This is a genomic window from Streptomyces sp. NPDC001156, from assembly GCF_053598275.1.
On the sequence record NZ_JBSFJX010000149.1, the window covers coordinates 1 to 19,079 of the forward strand.

17 protein-coding genes and 4 pseudogenes are annotated in these 19,079 nt (G+C 71.1%); 10 read left to right on the plus strand and 11 right to left on the minus strand.

The features are described 5' to 3' along the window. Positions 1–90: 90 nt before the first annotated feature. A pseudogene (locus ACWDA7_RS38470) lies at positions 91–375 on the minus strand (CoA-transferase); the annotation flags it as partial. Continuing rightward, positions 372–710: pseudogene (locus tag ACWDA7_RS38475) on the minus strand (CoA transferase subunit A); the annotation flags it as partial. The pseudogenes ACWDA7_RS38470 and ACWDA7_RS38475, both read right to left, overlap by 4 nt. Before the next feature lie 207 nt (positions 711–917). Here ACWDA7_RS38475 and ACWDA7_RS38480 point away from each other — a divergent pair. From ACWDA7_RS38480 to ACWDA7_RS38490, 3 genes are all read left to right on the plus strand, one after another. Then, on the plus strand, positions 918–1,385 hold the full coding sequence (locus ACWDA7_RS38480; protein WP_450610828.1) for a MarR family winged helix-turn-helix transcriptional regulator: 468 nt from the start codon (positions 918–920) through the stop codon (positions 1,383–1,385). Positions 1,386–1,477: 92 nt separating this feature from the next. Further along, positions 1,478–2,236 (plus strand): IclR family transcriptional regulator, encoded by a 759-nt coding sequence (locus tag ACWDA7_RS38485; RefSeq protein WP_450610829.1) that lies wholly within the window; start codon positions 1,478–1,480, stop codon positions 2,234–2,236. Between the two features lie 138 nt (positions 2,237–2,374). Continuing rightward, the gene (locus ACWDA7_RS38490) at positions 2,375–2,707 is read left to right on the plus strand and encodes a hypothetical protein (protein ID WP_450610831.1); all 333 of its coding nucleotides are present in this window, start codon (positions 2,375–2,377) and stop codon (positions 2,705–2,707) included. A gap of 130 nt (positions 2,708–2,837) precedes the next feature. On the opposite strand, the gene ACWDA7_RS38495 is transcribed toward ACWDA7_RS38490, so the two are convergent. Both ACWDA7_RS38495 and ACWDA7_RS38500 read right to left on the minus strand, forming a co-directional pair. Continuing rightward, positions 2,838–3,851: a DUF3048 domain-containing protein gene (locus ACWDA7_RS38495; protein ID WP_450610833.1), complete on the minus strand. Its 1,014-nt coding sequence runs from the start codon at positions 3,849–3,851 to the stop codon at positions 2,838–2,840. Positions 3,852–4,011: 160 nt separating this feature from the next. Continuing rightward, positions 4,012–5,082, minus strand: a complete 1,071-nt coding sequence (locus tag ACWDA7_RS38500; protein WP_450610834.1) for an ATP-dependent DNA ligase — start codon at positions 5,080–5,082, stop codon at positions 4,012–4,014. Between the two features lie 75 nt (positions 5,083–5,157). Between ACWDA7_RS38500 and ligD the strand changes: the two genes are divergently transcribed. The 3 genes from ligD to ACWDA7_RS38515 all read left to right on the plus strand — a co-directional run bounded on the left by ligD (position 5,158) and on the right by ACWDA7_RS38515 (position 8,571). Continuing rightward, complete coding sequence (ligD, locus tag ACWDA7_RS38505) at positions 5,158–6,204, plus strand: non-homologous end-joining DNA ligase (protein WP_450610836.1); 1,047 nt, start codon at positions 5,158–5,160, stop codon at positions 6,202–6,204. Positions 6,205–6,457: 253 nt separating this feature from the next. Further along, positions 6,458–7,399 carry a multicopper oxidase domain-containing protein gene (locus ACWDA7_RS38510; RefSeq protein ID WP_450610838.1) on the plus strand — a complete coding sequence of 314 codons (942 nt, stop codon included), beginning with the start codon at positions 6,458–6,460 and terminating at the stop codon, positions 7,397–7,399. Between the two features lie 116 nt (positions 7,400–7,515). Beyond that, positions 7,516–8,571: a LacI family DNA-binding transcriptional regulator gene (locus ACWDA7_RS38515; protein ID WP_450610840.1), complete on the plus strand. Its 1,056-nt coding sequence runs from the start codon at positions 7,516–7,518 to the stop codon at positions 8,569–8,571. Positions 8,572–8,702: 131 nt separating this feature from the next. Here ACWDA7_RS38515 and ACWDA7_RS38520 read toward each other — a convergent pair whose 3' ends face one another. Next, the gene (locus ACWDA7_RS38520) at positions 8,703–9,494 is read right to left on the minus strand and encodes a VOC family protein (protein WP_450610842.1); all 792 of its coding nucleotides are present in this window, start codon (positions 9,492–9,494) and stop codon (positions 8,703–8,705) included. 259 nt (positions 9,495–9,753) lie between these two features. Here ACWDA7_RS38520 and ACWDA7_RS38525 point away from each other — a divergent pair. After that, positions 9,754–9,990: pseudogene (locus tag ACWDA7_RS38525) on the plus strand (WhiB family transcriptional regulator); the annotation flags it as partial. A gap of 401 nt (positions 9,991–10,391) precedes the next feature. Here ACWDA7_RS38525 and ACWDA7_RS38530 read toward each other — a convergent pair. The 4 genes from ACWDA7_RS38530 to ACWDA7_RS38545 form a co-directional block, all read right to left on the minus strand. Continuing rightward, the gene (locus ACWDA7_RS38530; protein WP_450610844.1) at positions 10,392–10,859 is read right to left on the minus strand and encodes a hypothetical protein; all 468 of its coding nucleotides are present in this window, start codon (positions 10,857–10,859) and stop codon (positions 10,392–10,394) included. Positions 10,860–11,173: 314 nt separating this feature from the next. Further along, complete coding sequence (locus ACWDA7_RS38535; RefSeq protein WP_450610846.1) at positions 11,174–12,148, minus strand: acyl-ACP desaturase; 975 nt, start codon at positions 12,146–12,148, stop codon at positions 11,174–11,176. A gap of 228 nt (positions 12,149–12,376) precedes the next feature. After that, on the minus strand, positions 12,377–13,153 hold the full coding sequence (gene ddaH, locus ACWDA7_RS38540) for a dimethylargininase (protein WP_450610848.1): 777 nt from the start codon (positions 13,151–13,153) through the stop codon (positions 12,377–12,379). A 112-nt stretch (positions 13,154–13,265) separates the two neighbouring features. Then, positions 13,266–14,894, minus strand: coding sequence for an ABC-F family ATP-binding cassette domain-containing protein (locus ACWDA7_RS38545; protein WP_450610850.1), 1,629 nt, complete (start codon positions 14,892–14,894; stop codon positions 13,266–13,268). Between the two features lie 333 nt (positions 14,895–15,227). Between ACWDA7_RS38545 and ACWDA7_RS38550 the strand changes: the two genes are divergently transcribed. Both ACWDA7_RS38550 and ACWDA7_RS38555 read left to right on the plus strand, forming a co-directional pair. Further along, positions 15,228–15,902 (plus strand): GOLPH3/VPS74 family protein, encoded by a 675-nt coding sequence (locus tag ACWDA7_RS38550; protein ID WP_450610852.1) that lies wholly within the window; start codon positions 15,228–15,230, stop codon positions 15,900–15,902. Between the two features lie 71 nt (positions 15,903–15,973). Beyond that, complete coding sequence (locus ACWDA7_RS38555; protein WP_450610854.1) at positions 15,974–16,807, plus strand: isocitrate lyase/PEP mutase family protein; 834 nt, start codon at positions 15,974–15,976, stop codon at positions 16,805–16,807. Between the two features lie 156 nt (positions 16,808–16,963). On the opposite strand, the gene ACWDA7_RS38560 is transcribed toward ACWDA7_RS38555, so the two are convergent. Then, on the minus strand, positions 16,964–17,380 hold the full coding sequence (locus tag ACWDA7_RS38560) for an SsgA family sporulation/cell division regulator (protein ID WP_450610856.1): 417 nt from the start codon (positions 17,378–17,380) through the stop codon (positions 16,964–16,966). Positions 17,381–17,642: 262 nt separating this feature from the next. Between ACWDA7_RS38560 and ACWDA7_RS38565 the strand changes: the two genes are divergently transcribed. Next, positions 17,643–18,731, plus strand: coding sequence for a WD40/YVTN/BNR-like repeat-containing protein (locus tag ACWDA7_RS38565; RefSeq protein WP_450610858.1), 1,089 nt, complete (start codon positions 17,643–17,645; stop codon positions 18,729–18,731). Positions 18,732–18,881: 150 nt separating this feature from the next. Here ACWDA7_RS38565 and ACWDA7_RS38570 read toward each other — a convergent pair. Next, positions 18,882–19,079, minus strand: a pseudogene (locus ACWDA7_RS38570) (RNA-guided endonuclease TnpB family protein); the annotation flags it as partial.

A 19,079-nucleotide genomic window follows, 5' to 3' on the forward strand; every position in this document is an offset into this window, starting at 1 on the left:
CCCGGCTGGTGTTGATCGTGTAAGAGCTGCTGGTCGCTGACCCGCAGCCAACGTGAGCCAGGAATCCCCCTGCTTCAGCTGGGGGAGGATTCAATCAAGGCCCTTGGCGACGGTCAGGGCGGCGTCGGTCCTGGCGATGATCTCCTCGACCGCCACCTGGGGTGCGGTCTCCACGAGGACCAGCCCGGCGCCGGTCACGTCGAGGACGCCGGGGTCGGTGATGATCCGGTCCACGCAGGCCCTGCCGGTCAGCGGCAGCGCGCACTCCTCGAGGATCTCCGGTGGACCGTCCTTGGCGGTGTGGTTCATGACGACGATGACGGTCCGGGCGCCGTGCACCAGGTCCATCGCCCCGCCGATCCCCGTGATCACCCGGCACCGCCGGCCCGCAGTCTCTCGGCCAGCGTGCCCTGCGGGATCATCTCGACCTCAAGCTCCCCGGCCAGGTACTGACGGGCGAACTCCTTGTTGGCCCCGATGTAGGAACCGGTCACCCGGGCGATCCGGCCCGCCGCCAGCAGCACCGCGAGACCCGACTCCATCGCCCCGCAGTTGTTCGACACCACGCTCAGCCCGGCGACCCCCCGCTCGAAGAGCGCCTCGATCAGCGCGTTCGGCACACCGCCCAATCCGAACCCGCCGACCGCCAGCGATGCGCCGTCCGGCACATCGGCCACCGCCTCCAGGGCAGAGGCGACCACCTTGTCCATCCGTGAAGCCCCATCTCTTCGTGGTGTCCCGATCAGCAATTAATCAGGGCACTGAGTATTTCAGCGAGGTTGCTCTCACGCTGCCACTGTCGAGATGGGGCGTCAAGGCCCCACTTTTCCCGACGCCTGGCGAGGTGCGCCGTCACGGAGAGTCGTGTCCTTGACGGTATCGTTCAGTGCACCTACAAAAATGACCAGGGAGCGCACATGGCCGCCGTGGACCTCTCGACGCATCCGGGGCACCTGGCCCGGCGGTTGCAGCAGGCGCACTACCTGCTGTGGAACACGATCGTCTCGGAGGAGATCACCTCGCCGCAGTTCGCGGTCCTCAACGCGCTCGTCGCCGAGCCCGGACTCGATCAGCGCACCGTGGGGGAGCGGGTGGGCCTCGACCGGTCCACCATCGCCGAGGTGATCAGCCGGCTCGGCCGCCGGGGCCTCCTCGACAAGGTCCGCGACCCGCAGGACGGCCGTCGCTTCCTGCTGCGCCTCACGGACGAGGGACTGCGCACGCACCGCAGGCTGACGGTGCGCACGGCCCGGATGAACCAGGTCTTCCTGGCTCCGCTGTCCGCCGAGGAGCAGGCCCAGTTCTTCGACCTCATCCGGCGGGTCTCGGAGGCCGCCGAGAGCCTGCGCAACCCGGCGCCTCCCCTCCCGGCCACCCAGGCCTGAGGAGGTCCGCCCAGCGGACCCGCTCGCAGTACTGTGCAGATGCGAGGGCGTCAGCCGGGCCGTGCCGCGGTCCAGGGCGGAGAGGATCAGCGATGGCAGCCGAGGCCGAACCCGCGGGCATGCGCACCGTCCAGCGGGCGATCGACATCCTGGGTCTCCTCGACGAGAGCCGTCCCGCGCTGTCCATCCGCGAGATCGTCGCCGCGTCCGGTCTGCCCAAGACGACCGTGCTGCGCCTGCTGGGCACCCTCCGGCTCAACGGTCTGCTCTGGGTCGACGAACACGGCCGCCACATCGCGGGCCCCGCCCTGCTGCGCTGGGCCCGGCTCGCCGAACAGGCCTGGCGACTGCCGCCGGCGGCGGGGGTGATCCTGCGTGAACTGGCCGCGGAGCACCGGGAGACGGTGCATCTGTACGTCCGCCGCGACATCCGCCGGGTCTGCATCGCGCAGGAGGAGGGGCCCCAGTCCCTGCGGCAGGTCGTACGGGTCGGGGACGAGCTTCCGCTGTGGGCGGGCGGCGTCTCCAGGGCGCTGCTGCTGGACGCCCCGGAGGCCCTGCTGCGCCGCGTCGCGGAGTCCTCGCCGTACGGGGCCGCCCATCTGGAGACGTTGCGCGCCTGGATCGAGGAGGCGCGGACGCTCGGGTACGCCACCAGTCACGGAGAACGCGAGGAGGGGCTGTCGGCGGTGGCCGTGCCGGTGAGGGGGCGCGCCGGAGCGGTGACCGCGGCTCTCTCCTTCGGCGGGCCGAGCACCCGGTTCACCGACGAGCGCATACGGCGCTTCGCGGACGGACTGACCGCGGCGGCGCGTGAGCTGGGGCGGGTGGGGCTGCCCTTCGAAGGGTGACCGGAACCGGGGCGACGGGCGCGGGCCTTCCCGTTGGCCCGTTCAGCGGACCGGAAGGGTCATTGGGCGGATCGCCGACCTAGACTGGGGGCCTCGGCAGGCGCTGTATGCGTACCCCGGAAGGAAGGCGGCACCACCGTGGACCGCACCGTCGTCACCCGTTCCCCGCACACCGCAGCGGACTGGTGGGTCACCGCCGACCAGGCACGGCATGCGGCGCAGGGCGGGCTCGCGGACGCCGCGACGGCACCGGACCTGCTGCGTACGCTCGCCGAACTCGACCGGGCCCGCCGGGAGACGGTGGTCGCCGTCGGTGCGGCCGTGGAGGCGTTGCTCGGGGGCGGTGTCGCCTGGGAGGCGATCGCGGCCGCCCTCGGATTCGACTCGGCCGAGGAGGCCCGCGAGGGGCTCGCCACTGCCCGCGCCGACGCGGGCACGGCGCTCGAACGCCGCCTGGGGCGCCGGGCGTAGGACCGCTCGGTCCGGGCGGTGGTGGACGAAGGCCACCGGCTGGTCGCCGTGGTCCGGCCGTGCGGGGCCCGGTCGCCATGACTCGACCGTGCGGTCCTGGCCGGCCCGGTCCGGTCGTCCGGACATCGGCTCACTCCGCCGCGAGCACCACCCAGACCTGGCCCTGCGCGAAGTTCACCGGCTTGCCGTCCGCCGTCGTGAACCGGGTACCCTCCGGCGCGGACGGCCGCTTCCAGTCGGCGTCGAACACCCGCCCGTCGCGCAGCACTTGGGCCTTCCCTGAGCCCACGGTCTCCGAGTACGGCGAGTAGTTGCCGAGCACGTCGTGGAACTGGGATTCACGCACCCGCACGTACTGCACCACCACCGTCGCCGGAGCCACCCGCTTGCCGTCCGTCGTGACCGTCGGCGTCCCGTCCATCGCCACCAGCCAGCGGTGCAGCTGCTCGGACCAGGTGAACGTGAAGCGGGCGGAGGGGAAGTGGACCGTGCGGCTGGTCACCGGAGTTCCGCCGGACGGTGCGGCACCGAAGTGGAAGCCGGTCGTCAGAGCGGCGGCGCCCGGTGCGGTCCCCATCAGCTTCTGCGGCCGCAGATAGAGGTTGTGCGGTGCCGCCTTGCCGTTGTCCCGGAAGTAGGCACTCGAATTCTTGTCGGGCGGCTCGGGGTTCAGCGGTGCCTTGTCGATGAGGGGAAGGAGCTTGTGCTGCGCACCGGAGAACGCGAGCGTCGGGTCGTGGAACTGCCCCAGCAGTTCCAGGTCCGACTCGCGTGCGCTGCGCACCGGGCCGACCACCGCCGGCAGCTTGGTGGCGAACACCGCCATCAGCCGGCTGAGACCGCCCTCGACCTGCTCCGCGTAGACGAGATCCGCTTGGTCCAGGCCCGTCTGCGGCCGGGCCGCGGACACATTGTCGATCTTCACGGCGAGCACCGGGCCCTCAGGTCCCGCGGGGGTCCGGCCACCGCCCTGCCGATGCTGCCCCTGCGGGGGCTCGCTCTCGGCGCTTCCGCCCTTACTGCCTCCCGAATCGCACGCCGTCAATAGGGAGCCCGTTATGGCGACCGTCAGCAGTGCCGCCGCCACGCCGTGCCGTGTCCACGCTGTCCGCCGCATGCCCACCGCCCACGAAAGCCAGTGCATCGATTATGCGTTTATAAGTTCAATAGTGCTCATACCCGTTCTGCACCGATCGTGCGGAGGGGCGCGTGCAGCGTACGCCTCGGGGACGGAACGGCGAGAGGACACCGAAGAACTGTGGCGCGGACGACCGCCCGGACGAGGAATGGCCGTGTGGAGAGCGTCAGCGAGGGGTGCCGAGGATTTCCGCGAGGTCGTAGCGCACCGGTTCCTCCAACTGCGTGTACGTACAGGTCTCGGGAGTGCGGTCGGGGCGCCAGCGGCGGAATCGCGCGGTGTGCCGGAAGCGCACGCCGTTCTCCATGTGGTCGTACGCCACCTCCGCCACCCGCTCGGGCCGCAGCGGCACCCAGGACAGGTCCTTCTTGCCCGACCAGCGGCTGGGCGCGCCCGGCAGCCGGGCCGTCTCGTGCGCCACCTCGTCCGACCAGGCCGCCCACGGATGCCCCGAGACATCGTCCATCCGCAACGGCTCCAGCTCCTGCACCAGCTCCGCGCGCCGCTTCATGGGAAACGCGGCGGACACGCCCACATGCTGGAGGCTGCCCTGGTCGTCGTGGAGGCCGAGCAGCAGCGAACCGACGACAGGGCCGCTCTTGTGGAAGCGGTAGCCCGCGACCACCACGTCGGCCGTGCGCTCGTGCTTGACCTTGAACATCACACGTTCGTCCGGCCGGTAGGGCAGGGTGAGCGGCTTTGCGATCACTCCGTCCAGGCCCGCGCCCTCGTACTGCTGGAACCACTGCTCCGCCACCGCGCGGTCCGTCGTCGCGGGCGCGAGGTGCACGGGCGGCGTCACCCCGGACAGCGCCCTCTCCAGCAGGGAGCGCCGGTCGCTCAGTGGCATGCCGAGCAGCGAGGAGTCGTCCAGCGCCAGCAGATCGAACGCCACGAAGGAAGCCGGGGTCTTCTCCGCGAGCATCCGCACCCGGGAGTCGGCCGGATGGATCCGCTCGGTCAGCGCGTCGAAGTCGAGGTGCCCCTCGCGTGCGATCACGATCTCGCCGTCCATCACACACCGCTCGGGCAGCCGCTCCCGCAGCGCCTCGACCAGTTCGGGAAAGTACCTGGTCAAGGGCTTTCCGGTACGGCTGCCGAGCTCGACCTCGGGGCCGTCGCGGAACACGATCGCCCGGAACCCGTCCCACTTCGCCTCGTACTGCATGTCCGGGGGGATCGTCGCCACGGACTTGGCGAGCATCGGTTTCACAGGTGGCATCACCGGCAGATCCATGGCTCCGATTCTGCTGCCACATGGTGCGGTTCGCCCAGTGTGCAGGGCGGGGTCGCTGCGCCTACCGTGGCACCCATGGGTGATGCGGTGGAGCTCGAGGTGGGGGGCAGGGCGGTTCGGCTGTCCAGCCCGGACAAGGTCTTCTTTCCGGAGCGCGGCTTCACCAAGCTCGACGTCGCGCAGTACTACATGGCCGTGGGCCCCGGCATCCTGCGCGCCCTGCGCAATCGGCCCACCACCCTGGAGCGCTACCCGGACGGCGTGACGGGCGAGTCCTTCTTCCAGAAGCGGGCGCCCAAACACATGCCCACCTGGATCCCCACCGCCCACATCACCTTCCCGAGTGGCCGCAGCGCCGACGAGATGTGCCCCACCGAGGTCGCCGCGGTCGTCTGGGCCGCGCAGTTCGGGACACTGACGTTCCATCCGTGGCCGGTGCGCCAGGGCGACGTCGACCACCCGGACGAACTCCGCATCGACCTCGACCCGCAGCCCGGCACCGACTTCGCCGACGCGGTACGCGCCGCACACGAACTGCGCGCCGTGCTGGACGAGTTCGGCGGACTGCGGGGCTGGCCCAAGACCTCCGGCGGCCGGGGGCTGCACGTCTTCGTGCCCCTTCAGCCGCACTGGACCTTCACCCAGGTGCGCCGGGCCGCGATCGCCGTCGGACGCGAACTGGAGCGGCGGATGCCCGAGCACGTGACCATCGCGTGGTGGAAGGAGGAGCGCGGCGAGAAGATCTTCGTCGACTACAACCAGACGGCGCGCGACCGCACCATCGCCTCCGCCTACTCCGTACGCCCCAGGCCGAACGCCCCGGTGTCCGCGCCGCTGCGCTGGGACGAGGTCGACGACGTGGCGCCGAACGACTTCGACCTGGCCACCATGCCCGGCCGGTTCGCCGAACTGGGTGACGTCCACGCGGACATGGACGATCACGCGTTCTCCCTCGAGGCGCTCCTCGAACTGGCCCGCCGCGACGAACACGACCACGGCCTCGGGGACCTGCCCTATCCGCCCGAGTACCCGAAGATGCCGGGCGAGCCCAAGCGGGTGCAGCCCAGCCGGGCCCGCAAAGAAGGCACACAGGGCAGCCCCGAGACACCCCCCGCGCTCTGACCCACTGGACGCCACCCATCCCCGACCCGGCGGACGCCACCGGCCCCTGACGCGGCGTCGCCGGGATACCGCACGCCATGCCGCTCCCTGCTGACGGCGGATCACCCGGCGGTGGTGCCCTTTAACTCACCGATATAACCGAAATGCCGATGATTTATCCTTCATGTGCATAAAATCCGGGTGCCGCTACCGTCCTTCCTGTTCGTCCTGGCGGCTCGTCTCCGTGAATTCCGTGCAGGAGGGGAACCCCGGTATGGACAGACGCAGCTTCAATCGGCGGATGCTGCTGGGCAGTGCGACCGTGGCGACGACGTTCTCGCTGGGCCCCGAGGCCGTCGGTACCGTCAAGCGGGCGAAGACCGCGCGCGACGGCGGTGACGTCCGGTACATCAAGATGTTCGCCGAGAAGCTCAAGGGCGGCGGGATGGGCTACGGCCTCGCGAGGGGCCGTGCGACCGTCCCGGGGCCGCTGATCGAGATCAACGAGGGCGACACGCTGCACATCGAGTTCGAGAACACGATGGATGTCGAGGCGAGCCTGCATGTGCACGGTCTGGACTACGACATCTTCGAGGACGGCACGAAGACCACCAGGAGCAGTGTGAAGCCGGGTGGCAAGCGCACCTACACCTGGCGCACCCACCGCCCCGGCCGTCGCGAGGACGGCACCTGGCGGGAGGGCAGCGCCGGTTACTGGCACTACCACGACCATGTGGTCGGCACGGACCACGGCACGCTGGGCATTCGCAAGGGCCTGTACGGACCGGTGATCGTACGCCGCGAGGGTGATCTCCTCCCCGACAGGATCCACACCATCGTCTTCAACGAAATGATGATCAATCAGATGGAGCATGCCGGCCCCGACCTGTTGGCGACCGTCGGGGAGCGCGTGGAGTTCGTGATGATCACGCATGGCGACCTCTACCACACCTTCCATCTGCACGGTCACCGCTGGGCGCACAACCGTACGGGCCTCCTCACCGGACCCGACGACCCGAGTCAGATCATCGACAACCGGATCGTGGGACCCGGGGACTCCTTTGGCTTCCAGGTGATCGCGGGCGAGAGCAGCGGACCGGGCGCATGGATGTACCACTGCCATGTACAGCGGCACGCCGACCACGGCATGGCCGGGTTGTTCATCGTGCGGGAACCGGACGGGAGTGTCCCCAGGTACGAACCGCACCAGCACTAGTCGCCGGCGCCTCGAGCACCGCCGCGTGAGCGGCTCCCTCTCGGCCGGTGAGCGCTCTCAGCCCCCTGGACTACCCGGGCTATCCTGATCGGCACCCGCCGAGGAGGAGTCCCGAAGTGACCGAGAGCGCTCCGCGTCCCACGCTGGAGGCCGTCGCTGCCCGGGCCGGGGTCTCGCGGGCCACCGCATCCAGGGTCGTCAACGGTGGCGACGGAGTGCGCGGGCCTCTCATCGAGCGGGTGCGCCGTGCCGTCGAGGAACTCGGGTATGTGCCCAACCAGGCCGCGCGCAGCCTGGTGACCAGGCGGCACGACGCCGTCGCCGTGGTGATCGCCGAGCCGGAGACCCGGGTCTTCGCCGACCCCTTCTTCGCCCTGCAACTGCGCGGCATCAGCAAGGAGTTGACGGTCCATGACTCCCAGCTCGTGCTGCTCCTGACGGAGGGCCGCGCCGACCACGCCCGGGTCGGCCGCTACCTCGCAGGCGGGCATGTCGACGGCGCCCTCGTCTTCTCCCTGCACCTCGACGATCCGCTGCCGGAGCTGGTCCAGCGGGCCGGGGTGCCGACCGTGTTCGGCGGGCGGCCCGGCTGGCGTGAGGACACCCGGAGCACGGTCTATGTGGACAGCGACAACCGTGGCGGGGCCCGCGAGGCCGTACGCCACCTCGTGGGGCTCGGCCGCCGCCGCATCGCGCACATCACCGGCGCCCTGGACCAGACCTCCGCCGTGGACCGGCTCGACGGGTTCCGGGACGTCATGGTCGGTGCCGATCCGGGGATCGTCGCCGAAGGAGACTTCACCCCGGCCGGCGGCGAACGCGCGATGCGGGAGCTGCTGGAGCGGTGCCCCGATCTGGACGCGCTCTTCGCCGCCAACGACCTGACCGCCTCCGGCGCCCTGCGGGTGCTGCGTGCGCAGGGACGCCGGGTGCCGGAGGATGTCGCCGTCATCGGCTTCGACGACATGCTGCCGGTCGCCGAGCAGACCGACCCGCCGCTGACGACGATCCGTCAGGACATCGAAGAGATGGGCCGTCTGATGGCCCGGCTGCTGGTGCGCTCCCTCGACCGGCGGGGCGCTCCGCCCGACGCGGACGGCGAGCCCGGTATGAGCGGTGTGCCGTCCAGCGTGGTGCTGCCGACGACCTTGGTGCGGCGGGCCTCCGCGTAGCCGCATGAGGGCTGACGGTGCGAAAGCGTTGGTCCGTCAGCAGGCCGGTCCGTCGCCGCGGGCGGCATCAAGGGCGAGGACCGGATTCCCGGCTCCGCGCGCCTTGCGCCGCCCTTACGGCGCCGGCCCCGCTAGGACTGCTGCGGTGCACTCTTGATGAGCGCGAACCGTGCCCCGTACGGATCGGCGAGCCGCGCGATGCGGCCCACACCCGCCACGTCCGTGGCGGGCATCCGGACGGTGCCGCCGAGCTCCTGAGCGCTGCTCACCGAGGCGTCCGTGTCCGTCACCTCGAAGTACGCCAGCCAGTGCGGGCCCGACTCCGCCTCCGCGGGATCGTCGGCGGTCGAGACCAGCCCGCCGAACATGGCGTCCGGGCCGCCACCCTCGGGGCTGATGCATGTGTACGTGCCGCCGGGGAAGGGCACGCCCTCGACCTCCCAGCCGAGCACCTGGTTGTAGAACGCGGCGGCGCGGGCGACGTCCGGGGTGTACAGCTCGGCCCAGCACAGCGAGCCCGGATCGCCGGCCACGTCGATGCCCTTGGTCAGGCCCGGCTGCCAGATGCCGAAGGGCACGCCGGCCGTGTCGGCGAGGATGGCCATGTGGCCTTGGCCCATGACGTCCATGGGCCGGACGAGCACACTGCCGCCCGCCTGCTCGGCCGCCTTCGCGGTGGCCTCCGCGTCGGGGCTCTGGAAGTAGACGGACCAGGACGGCGGGCCCTGCTCGGGCGTGGTCTGCATACCGCCGGCGGCGGTCCTGCCGGCGAGCTGAAAGAAACCGTAGCCCCCGGCGTCCGGCCCCGCCGACTGGAACTGCCAGCCGAAGAGACCGCCGTAGAAGGAGATGGCCCCGTCGATGTCGGGGGTGCCGACATCCAGCCAATTCGGGGCGCCGTTGACGAAACGGGTGGTGAGCATGACTCCCCCTTCAAGGGTTCCCGTTGTCTGCACTGCCGAGTCTTGCACCGCCCACCGACACTCGCTGCGGGAGTGACGGGACGCGCCCGGGCGCGGGCGGAGACCGCTATGGTGGTGCCTTTCCCGCATGTTTCTCCGCGCGCCGCCGTGCGCCGCCCCCGCCGGGGCGACATCATCGAGCGCTGTACGGCGGGGCCCGCGGAGGGGCCGTTGATCCCGCGTTGATCGAACGTTTGTCGCCGCGCGACACGCTCAGGTCATGCACTTCGAAGCAATCACTGCGTCCGACATCGCCTGGCAGGCCCAGGCGCTGTGTGCGCAGACGGGGGCCGATTTCTTCTTTCCCGAGCCGGGCAGCTCGGTGCGCGAGGCGAAGCGGATCTGCGGGTTGTGCGAGATCCGCTCCACATGCCTCGAATACGCGCTCGCCCACGACGAGCGGTTCGGCGTCTGGGGCGGGCTGTCCGAGAAGGAGCGGATGCAGCTACGGCGCTCGGACGAGCACGGAAGAGACGGAGCGGCCCGTCCGGATGCGCCATGGGGCGTACGGGACGATGCTGGAGACATGTCCGGACGGGCTCCTGTCACCGTTCACCCGCCGTCGGGCACCGGCGGTCGCCGGGTGACCACGCGCGGGGAGAGCCTGGGGATCGCGTTCTCCGACGAAGATCTGATCGAGTTCCTCGGGCGAGCGGGCCTGCCCGATGACGAGGACGTGCTCGACGACCCGGCGTGGGTGAAGTGGCGAGGCGCGGACGCGCACCACTACGAGGCGGCCTAGGGCAGGTCTGGGCAGGTTCTACGAGGCCGCGTAGGAGTGCGACGCCGCGTGCGCGCCGCTGGATCGTTGCGGTGGCCGACCGGAGGCCGGGTGGCGTGCCGGCGGCCCGGCGCCGCCTAGTCCGCGCTGACGGGTGCCAGTACGGCCAGCGTCTCCTGGGCTCGGCGCAGCGCGACCTCCAGTGCGAGCGGCGGGTGCAGCATCCCGCTTCCGTCGGGCGGGACGATCCACTCCACCGAGCCTGCCGGCCGGTACGGGGGAGGCACGGCGACCCAGGATCCCTTGCTCACATGGCGGATCCCGGTCCCCAGCCAGTGGCGTGCCGGATCCGGCGGCACGAAGAAACCCAGCCGGTGCGCGGCCGAGTCCACCAGCGTCGGTCCGGGCGTCCGCACCGGGTCGTACCACAGGATGTCCAGGGCCAGCAGGCCGAGTTGCCGGGGGACACTCACCACGTCCCAGCGGCGTCCGGCCTCCAGCAGCACGGTGCCGTCCCCGAGCTCCCACTCCCGCTTGCACGCCTCAGGGTCCGACGCGGCGGCAGCCAGCCACTCCACGCCCTGCATCCACATCGCATTCATCATGACCCGCTCCAAGGGCGCCAGCCGGCGACCAGGCGTACGACAGGGACTGTGCCGAGCGGGCGCCCGCGGGGAACGCCAACCCGGCATATTCATGGTGGTAGATATTTCTACCCCGCCGAAAGGGTGGCGCGACGTGGCGATTACTGCGGAAACGGTCTGCCGTGTTTCGGCGTCAGCCATCCGGCCGTCAACCGCCAGATGGCCGACCGCGATCCGGCGGAACGGACCATGCGTACCCGCGTCCCGATCCCTGCCCCACCGAGACGTCGCTCAAGCGGTCTTCCCCGCCGTGCCGTTCGCGGCCTGGCCGCGGGCTACGCCTCCTTGCGTGCCGCCTGCCGGGCCTTGCGGGCGGCGAGCCTCTCGTCGAACTTCGTGGCCTCGGCGTTCAGCCCGCCCATGAACAGGCCCAGCTCCTCCTGAGCCTTGCGGCCCTCGGGGCCGAGGCCGTCGATCTCCATGACCTTCAGGAAGCGCAGCACCGGCTGGAGCACGTCGTCGTGGTGGATGCGCAGGTTGTAGACCTCGCCGATCGCCATCTGCGCGGCGGCGCGCTCGAAACCCGGAATACCGTGGCCGGGCATACGGAAGTTCACCACGACGTCCCGGACCGCCTGCATGGTCGGGTCGGGTGCCATCTCGTACGCGGCCTTCAGCAGATTCCGGTAGAAGACCATGTGCAGGTTCTCGTCGGTCGCGATACGGGCCAGCATCCGATCGCAGACCGGGTCCCCCGACTGGTGGCCGGTGTTGCGGTGCGAGATGCGGGTGGCCAGCTCCTGGAAGGCGACGTACGCGACGGAGTGCAGCATCGAGTGCCCGTTGTCCGACTCGAAGCCCTCGCTCATGTGGGCCATACGGAATTGTTCCAGTTTGTCCGGGTCGACCGCGCGCGAGGCGAGCAGGTAGTCGCGCATCACGATGCCGTGCCGGCCCTCCTCGGCGGTCCAGCGGTGCACCCAGGTGCCCCAGGCACCGTCACGGCCGAAGAGTGTGGCGATCTCGTGGTGGTAGCTCGGGAGGTTGTCCTCCGTCAGGAGGTTCACCACCAGCGCGATACGGCCGATCTCGGTGACCTTCGACTGCTCCTTGTCCCAGGCCACGCCGTCCTCGAAGAAGCCGGGGAAGTTGCGTCCCTCGGTCCAGGGCACGTACTCGTGCGGCATCCAGTCCTTGGCGGCCTTCAGATGCCGGTTCAGTTCGTTTTCGACCACTTCCTCCAGCGCGTACAGCAGCCGGGCGTCGGTCCAGACGGAGGGGCTGCCGAGGTGGGGAGGGGTGATCGTCACAGGAACTCCAGGGGGACGCTGAGCAAACCGGCGAGGACTGCCGGAACTTACGGGATCGTAGGCTACGTAGCCGTAGGTTACGAACCCGTAGGTTAAGTGCGCTGTAAAGGCACTGCTCAGCCGCTGCCCGGCGCGGAACGACGGGCAGGCGCCGTGCCTGGTCCCGGGCACGCCCAAGTCCCTGTGGACCGGAGGGGTCCACAGGGCGGGGGGTGAGGTTTCATCCCGTCAGACGTACAACTCCCGCATACGCACGGAGAGGCATGTCACACAGCCCTCGAGCTTCTCGAACTCGCCGATGTCCACGAGTACCGGTTCATGGCCGAAGTCGGTGAGCAGTTCGGCCGTCTTGGGGGCGCTTGCCGCCATGAGCAGCTTGCCGCCGCCGAGCAGCACGACGTGCGCGCCGGACTGCTCCGGGACCGGCAGGAAACCGGGGAACAGCGCCGGCTTGTCCACCAGGGGCACATGGCCGATGACGGTGCCGTCGGGCAGCGCGGTGACCGCCGACTTCAGATGCAGCACCCGTGTGACGGGCACCGCGACCACGCGGGCGCCCAACGGTTCGAAGACGGCACGCAGCTGCTGGATCGCGGCCGCGTTGGTGCGCCCGCTGCGGCCCACATAGATCGTGTCGCCGACCTTGAGGACGTCGCCGCCATCGAGGGTGCCCGGCTCCCAGATCCAGTTCACCGAACAGCCCAGCCGGGCCACGGCCTCCTCGACGCCCGCGGTCTCCTCGCGCCGGGATTCCGCGCCTGGCCGGGCGATCAGCGCGACGTTCTTGTACATCACCACCGCGTCCTCGACGAACACCGAGTCCGGGCAGTCGTCGGCCGGGTCCACCTCGATCGTCTCCCAGCCGTGTGTACGCAATGCCTCCGCGTACGCCTCCCATTGCTCGAGCGCGAGGTCGACGTCCACCTTCTCCCGCTCGATATGCGTCACCAGCCCCTCGGAGAGGCGCGGGCTCGGTCGGCGGATGAGGGCCTTCTTGCTGGGCACGTGCAAACTCCGTCTTGGCTGATGGTTTCGCCCGCCATCATGCAGGCCCGGCCCCCGGGGACAAAGCCCCGGGGGCCGACTGCGGTGCGACCGCCCTTCGCGTCCGCGGGCGTCAGGCGGGATCTGTGAGGGCTTCCGGCTCGGTCTCCGTGAGAACCTCGTCCAGCAGCAGCCAACGTGTGATCCCGATCGACTCCAGGAACGGCACGTCGTGGCTCGCCACGATCAGCGCCCCCTCGTACGACTCCAGGGCCGTGGTCAGCTGCCGGACGCTCGCCATGTCGAGGTTGTTCGTGGGCTCGTCGAGCATCAGCAGCTGCGGCGCCGGTTCGGCGAGCATCAGCGCGGCCAGCGCGGCGCGGAACCGCTCGCCGCCCGACAGGGTCCCGGCCGGCTGGTCGGCCCGTGCCCCCCGGAACAGGAAGCGGGCCAGGCGCGCCCGGATCCGGTTGCCGGTGGTGTCCGGCGCGAACCGGGCCACGTTCTCCACGACCGTCAGACCGTCGTCGAGGACGTCCAGCCGTTGCGGCAGGAAACGCAGCGGCACATGCGCCGTCGCCTCGCCGCCGACCGGTTCCAGTTCGCCCGCGATGGTGCGCAGCAGGGTCGACTTGCCCGCGCCGTTGCGCCCGATCAGCGCGATCCGCTCGGGGCCGTGCAGCTCGAAGGCACCCTCCACACGCGCCCCGTACGTCAGCTCGAGCTCCCGGAGCGTCAGCACGGACCGCCCGTAAGGCACCGCCGTGTGCGGCAGGTCGATGCGGATCTCGTCGTCGTCCCGTACCGCCAGGGCCGCCTCGTCCAGCCGCTCCCGGGCCTCGGCGAGCCGCTCCTCGTGCAGGATGCGGTGCTTGCCCGCGGATTCCTGAGCGGCCCGCTTGCGCGCCCCCATCACGATCTTCGGTTCGCGTTTCTGGTCCCACATCCTCTGGCCGTACTTCCTGCGCCGGGCCAGCTTGGTCCGGGCGTCGGCCAGTTCGCGCTTCTGCTTGCGGAAGTCCGCCTCGGCGACGCGCACCATGCGCTCCGCCGCCTCCTGCTCGACGGCCAACGCCTCCTCGTACGCGGAGAGGTTGCCGCCGAACCAGGTCACCTCCCCGGAACGCAGATCGGCGATCTGGTCGACCAGTTCGAGCAGTTCCCGGTCGTGGCTGACCACGACCATGACCCCCGACCAGGCCTCCACGGCGGAGTACAGTCTGCGGCGCGCATAGAGGTCCAGGTTGTTGGTGGGCTCGTCCAGCAGCAGCACGTCCGGGCGGCGCAGCAGCAGGGCTGCCAGCCGCAGCAGAACGGACTCGCCGCCGGAGACCTCGCCGATGGTGCGGTCGAGACCGATGTGGCCGAGTCCGAGTTCGCCGAGCATCGCCTCGGCGCGCTCCTCCACGTCCCAGTCGTCGCCGACGGCGGCGAAGTGCTCCTCGGCGGCGTCGCCTGCCTCGATGGCGTGCAGCGCGGCGCGGGTCGAGGCGATGCCGAGCGCCTCGTCCACACGTAGGGAGGTGTCCAGCGTGACGTTCTGCGGGAGGTGGCCGACCTCGCCGGTGACGTGCACGGTCCCCGAGGAGGGTGCCAGCTCACCGGCGATCAGCTTGAGCAGGGTGGACTTCCCCGACCCGTTGACCCCGACGAGCCCGGTCCGGCCGGCCCCGAACGCGGTGTGGAGCTCCTCGAAGACGGCGGTTCCGTCGGGCCAGGAGAAGGACAGGGACGTACAGGAGAGGAAAGGGATGTGTGACATAAGGGCCTCGCGGTCGCTCGGAAGGGATGGGGGCAACGCGTGAGAGACACCGCGAGGGCGAGTGGCCACGAACAGGCAGGACCCTGCTCCGCAGGACGGCTCGAATGCCGAGGTCGCACGCGACACACGGACGCGGACAGCGTCCAGTGAGCGGTGTCTCAGGACCTCAGACGAGCAACGTCCTTCTCCAATCGGCGGCAACAGGACCGCTGAACACCGTAGGAACGGGTACCTGAGGTGTCAACGGAATAACGGACCACCCCCGGGTCCGCGACCGCCGTGCGGCCCGTGACCGGACGGCCGCGTCCGCCGCACCGTGCGCAAGGAGGCCCCGTGCCCGACGGCTCCACCTCGCTGCCCGCCCGGCTGTACCTGCTGGCCTGGGACACCACCAAGCTCAGGCTGACCGGCGCGGCCCGGCTCGCGCACCTGGTGCGGGCGGGTGCCCTCACCGAATTGGCCCAGCGGGAACTGCTGGTCGACGTGGACGGCCTCGCGACGCCCGCCGACCTCGACGCCCGCACCGGCGACCTCGCCCTCGACGGCCTCCTCGAACTCGTCGAGGAGTCCATGCCCCGCCCGTGGAAGACCTGGGTGACCCAGTACGCCAGGGTCACCCTCGACGCGGTGCGCGCACAGCTCGCCGCCGACGGCCTGCTGCGCGCCGGCAAGAAGAGGGTGCTCGGCCTCTTCCCGTCCGTGGAGTACGCCCTGGAAGGGGTACAGGTGGCGGAGGCGTTGCAGCAGGAGGTGCGGCAGGTGATCGCGGGCCCGGTGCCCGTCGCGGAGGTGTCCGACCGGGACGCGGCCCTCGCGGCCCTGGCCGCCGCGGCCGGACTGCGCACGGTGGTGACCCCTGAGGACCAGAAGCGCCGCAGGGAGCGCATCGAGGCGCTGACCGAGCGCAGCGGAGCCGCGGCGCCCGCGTTAAGGCACGTCGTCCGCGAGGTGCGCTCGGCGATGATCGTGGCGGTGACGGCAGCCGCTGCCACGGGCGTGGGCACCTGAGGCGCTGCGCCGCGCGTACACGTCGGATCTCTGCCAGCCAGGGCGCCGCGCCCAGTGGTTGGCTAGGCTCCATGAACCGTCATGACCTTCTGCGAGAGCAGGCTCTCGCCTTCCGCGCCCGCCACGTGCCCGGCCGTCCGATCGTCCTGCCGAACGCCTGGGACACGGCCAGTGCGCGGCTCGTCGAGCAGGCGGGCGCGACCGCCGTCGCCACCACAAGCGCCGGGCTCGCCTGGGCACTCGGCGCCGCCGACGGCGACCGGCTGTCCCATGACGACGCCCTCGCGGCGATCGCGCGGATCGCGGGCACAGTGGCCGTGCCCGTCAGCGCCGACATCGAGACCGGCTACGCGGACGACGCCGCGGGCGTCGGCGACACCATCAGGGCGGTGCTCGCCGCGGGCGCCGTCGGTGTGAACATCGAGGACGGCCTGTACGGCGGCGACGCCCCGCTGCGGCCGGCCGCCGAGCAGGCGGAACGTATCGCGGCAGCGAGGCAGGCCGCCGACGCGGCCGGCGTGCCGCTGTTCGTCAACGCCCGCGTGGACACCTATCTGCGGGGCGCCGGGGGACTGTCGGAGACCTTGGAGCGGGCCGCCGCCTACCTTGCCGCCGGGGCGGACGGCGTCTTCGTGCCCGGGGCCGTCGACCCAGGGATCGTGAAAGCGCTCGCCGAGGGCATCGACGGTCCGCTGAACGTGCTGGTCGGACCCGGCGCACCCGCCGTCGGTGAACTGGCCGCCCTCGGCGTCGCCCGGGTCAGCGCCGGGTCGGCACTCGCGCAGGCCGTGCACGGACTGGTCCACCGCGCCGCGCGGGAGCTGCTGGACGCGGGGACGTACGGGGAACTGGCCGGTGGGAGCGGCTACGAGGAGCTCAACGCGCTGCTGGGCAGGGGCCGTTGAATTCGCCGGGTGTGCCTGCGGCCGTTCGCGGCGACACCTGAGGGGCGAGCGTGGGGGATACGACGGACGTCGCGGCGCGGCCACGTCGGCTGGGTGCACGCTGTCGCCGAACCGCCGGCGCCGGCCGGATGCGCGCCTGGCCGGACGGCGCCGGGTTCAGCAGGCGTCCCGCATCAGCTCCGCGAGGTCGTGGTCCAGGTCCACCTGGAGGTGTTCCAGGCCGACGGGCACCAGCTCGGTGCTCCGCTGCAGAAAGTTCCGGACGTCGCTCGAGTGGATGTGCACCACGGCAGTGCCCTCCGGGGCGTGGAACTCCAGGACGGTGCGGTCGTAGCCGTACGGCCGCACCCGGACGTCGCCGTGGCCCTCCGGGCCCTCCAAGCCGGCGCTGAGGAGCTCGCGGGCGAAGGTCCAGCAGACCTCGACGCCCTCCAGGGTGGCCGGGGCGGGGAACGTCATCCGGACGGCGAACGGGTCGCGCCGGTCGTACTGGAGCGTGGCCGGAATGCTCGGCATCCGCGGTGCGGCGGCGACGAGACGGGCCTCCACGGGCTGCTCGATGACGGTGGACAACACCTTGCTCCCTTGTGACGGCTGGACGGACTTCGGGCGGATGGTGCACGGCATTTGAAGAGACGATGGAATCAGCCAATCCGTGCACAGGAAATGCGAGTGACCTCTGTCACCGGGTCCATGCCCGTGAGGTGATCCACAGGGGTTCGATGCGGTGGTCCCGCGGTCCGCGGGGTATTCGGGAGGACACCCGGTGCGCCGGCACGGTTCCCGCCGCGGGCCATCTGGACGGCGCCGGGGGAGTGGACTAGCTTCGCGCGCCATGACGGGCATGGGGAACACGAGGCGTTGGGGCCGGACGGTGGCCGTGGGACTCGCCGCGGCGGCGCTCGCCGCACTGGGGGTGGCACCCGCGCAGGCGCACGGAGGGCAGCGGCCGGCGCCGCACTGGCAACTCAAGGACACCGGCACGGACGTGCGCCTGCGCGGCCTGTCCGCGGCCGGCCGGGACACCGCCTGGCTGGCCGGATCCAAGGGCACCGTGCTACGCACCACCGACGGCGGCACTCACTGGCGGAACGTCTCCCCGCCGGGCACCGCGGACCTGGAGTTCCGGGACGTCGAGGCGTTCGACGCGCGGCGCGCCGTGGTCCTGGCCATCGGCGAGGGCGAGGCATCCCGGATCCTGCGCACCGAAGACGGCGGCGCGACCTGGACCGAGGCCTTCCGCAACACCGACACGAGGGCCTTCTACGACTGCCTCACCTTCTTCGACCGCCGTCATGGCCTCGCCATGAGCGACCCGGTCGACGGGAAGTTCCGCATTCTCTCCACCGGTGACGGTGGCCGTTCCTGGACAGTCCTGCCCGCTGCCGGGATGCCCGAAGCCCAGGACGGGGAGGCCGGATTCGCGGCCAGTGGCCAGTGTCTGGTCGCCTCCGGCCCGCACGACGTGTGGCTCGCCACGGGCGGCGGCGCACGCGCGCGTGTGCTGCACTCCGCCGACCGCGGACTGACCTGGACGGCCGCCGAGACACCGGTCCCGGCGGGCGATCCGGCGCGCGGCGTCTTCGCCCTCGCCTTCCGCGACCGCGCCCACGGCATCGCGGTCGGCGGCGACTACCGCGCCGACCAGCCGTCACCACAGGCGGCATCGGAGAGCGGCGACGGCGGCCGCACATGGAAGCCCGCCACCGAGCCGCCGCCCGCCTACCGCTCCGGCGTCACCTGGCTCCCGCACAGCCGTACGGCCGCGCTCGCCGTGGGCCCGACCGGTACGGACGTCACGACGGACGGCGGCCGCACCTGGAAAACCGTGGACACGGGGTCGTACGACACCGTGGACTGCGCCCCGGACCGGGGGTGCTGGGCCTCCGGCGAGAAGGGACGCGTGGCCCGGCTCGAGCCCTGACCGCGATTCCGGTGAGAACGGGTACTCGTCGGGACCCGGATCCGGAAGGGAATTGAAGGCTCCCCCGCCTGAGGGCGGGGGATTGCCGTCCGGCCTTGGGGCCGGACGCCCCTTGCGGGGCGCCTTCGGGCGTGTGTGGGGATTCCAGGCTCAGGCAGCCTTCCGGGCCAGCGGCCCGGAAGGTCTTACGCCCTCAGCACCTGCCGGGCACCAACCCGCCCGGACCAGCATCACGAACGCGGAATTCTTGTCCCGAGGGCGCACGGCTCCGCATCGCGTGCAGGTATACGTTCGCTCCGAGAGAGGCAGCGCGTGCTTGGTTCTCGCTCCGCACTCTGCGCACTCCAT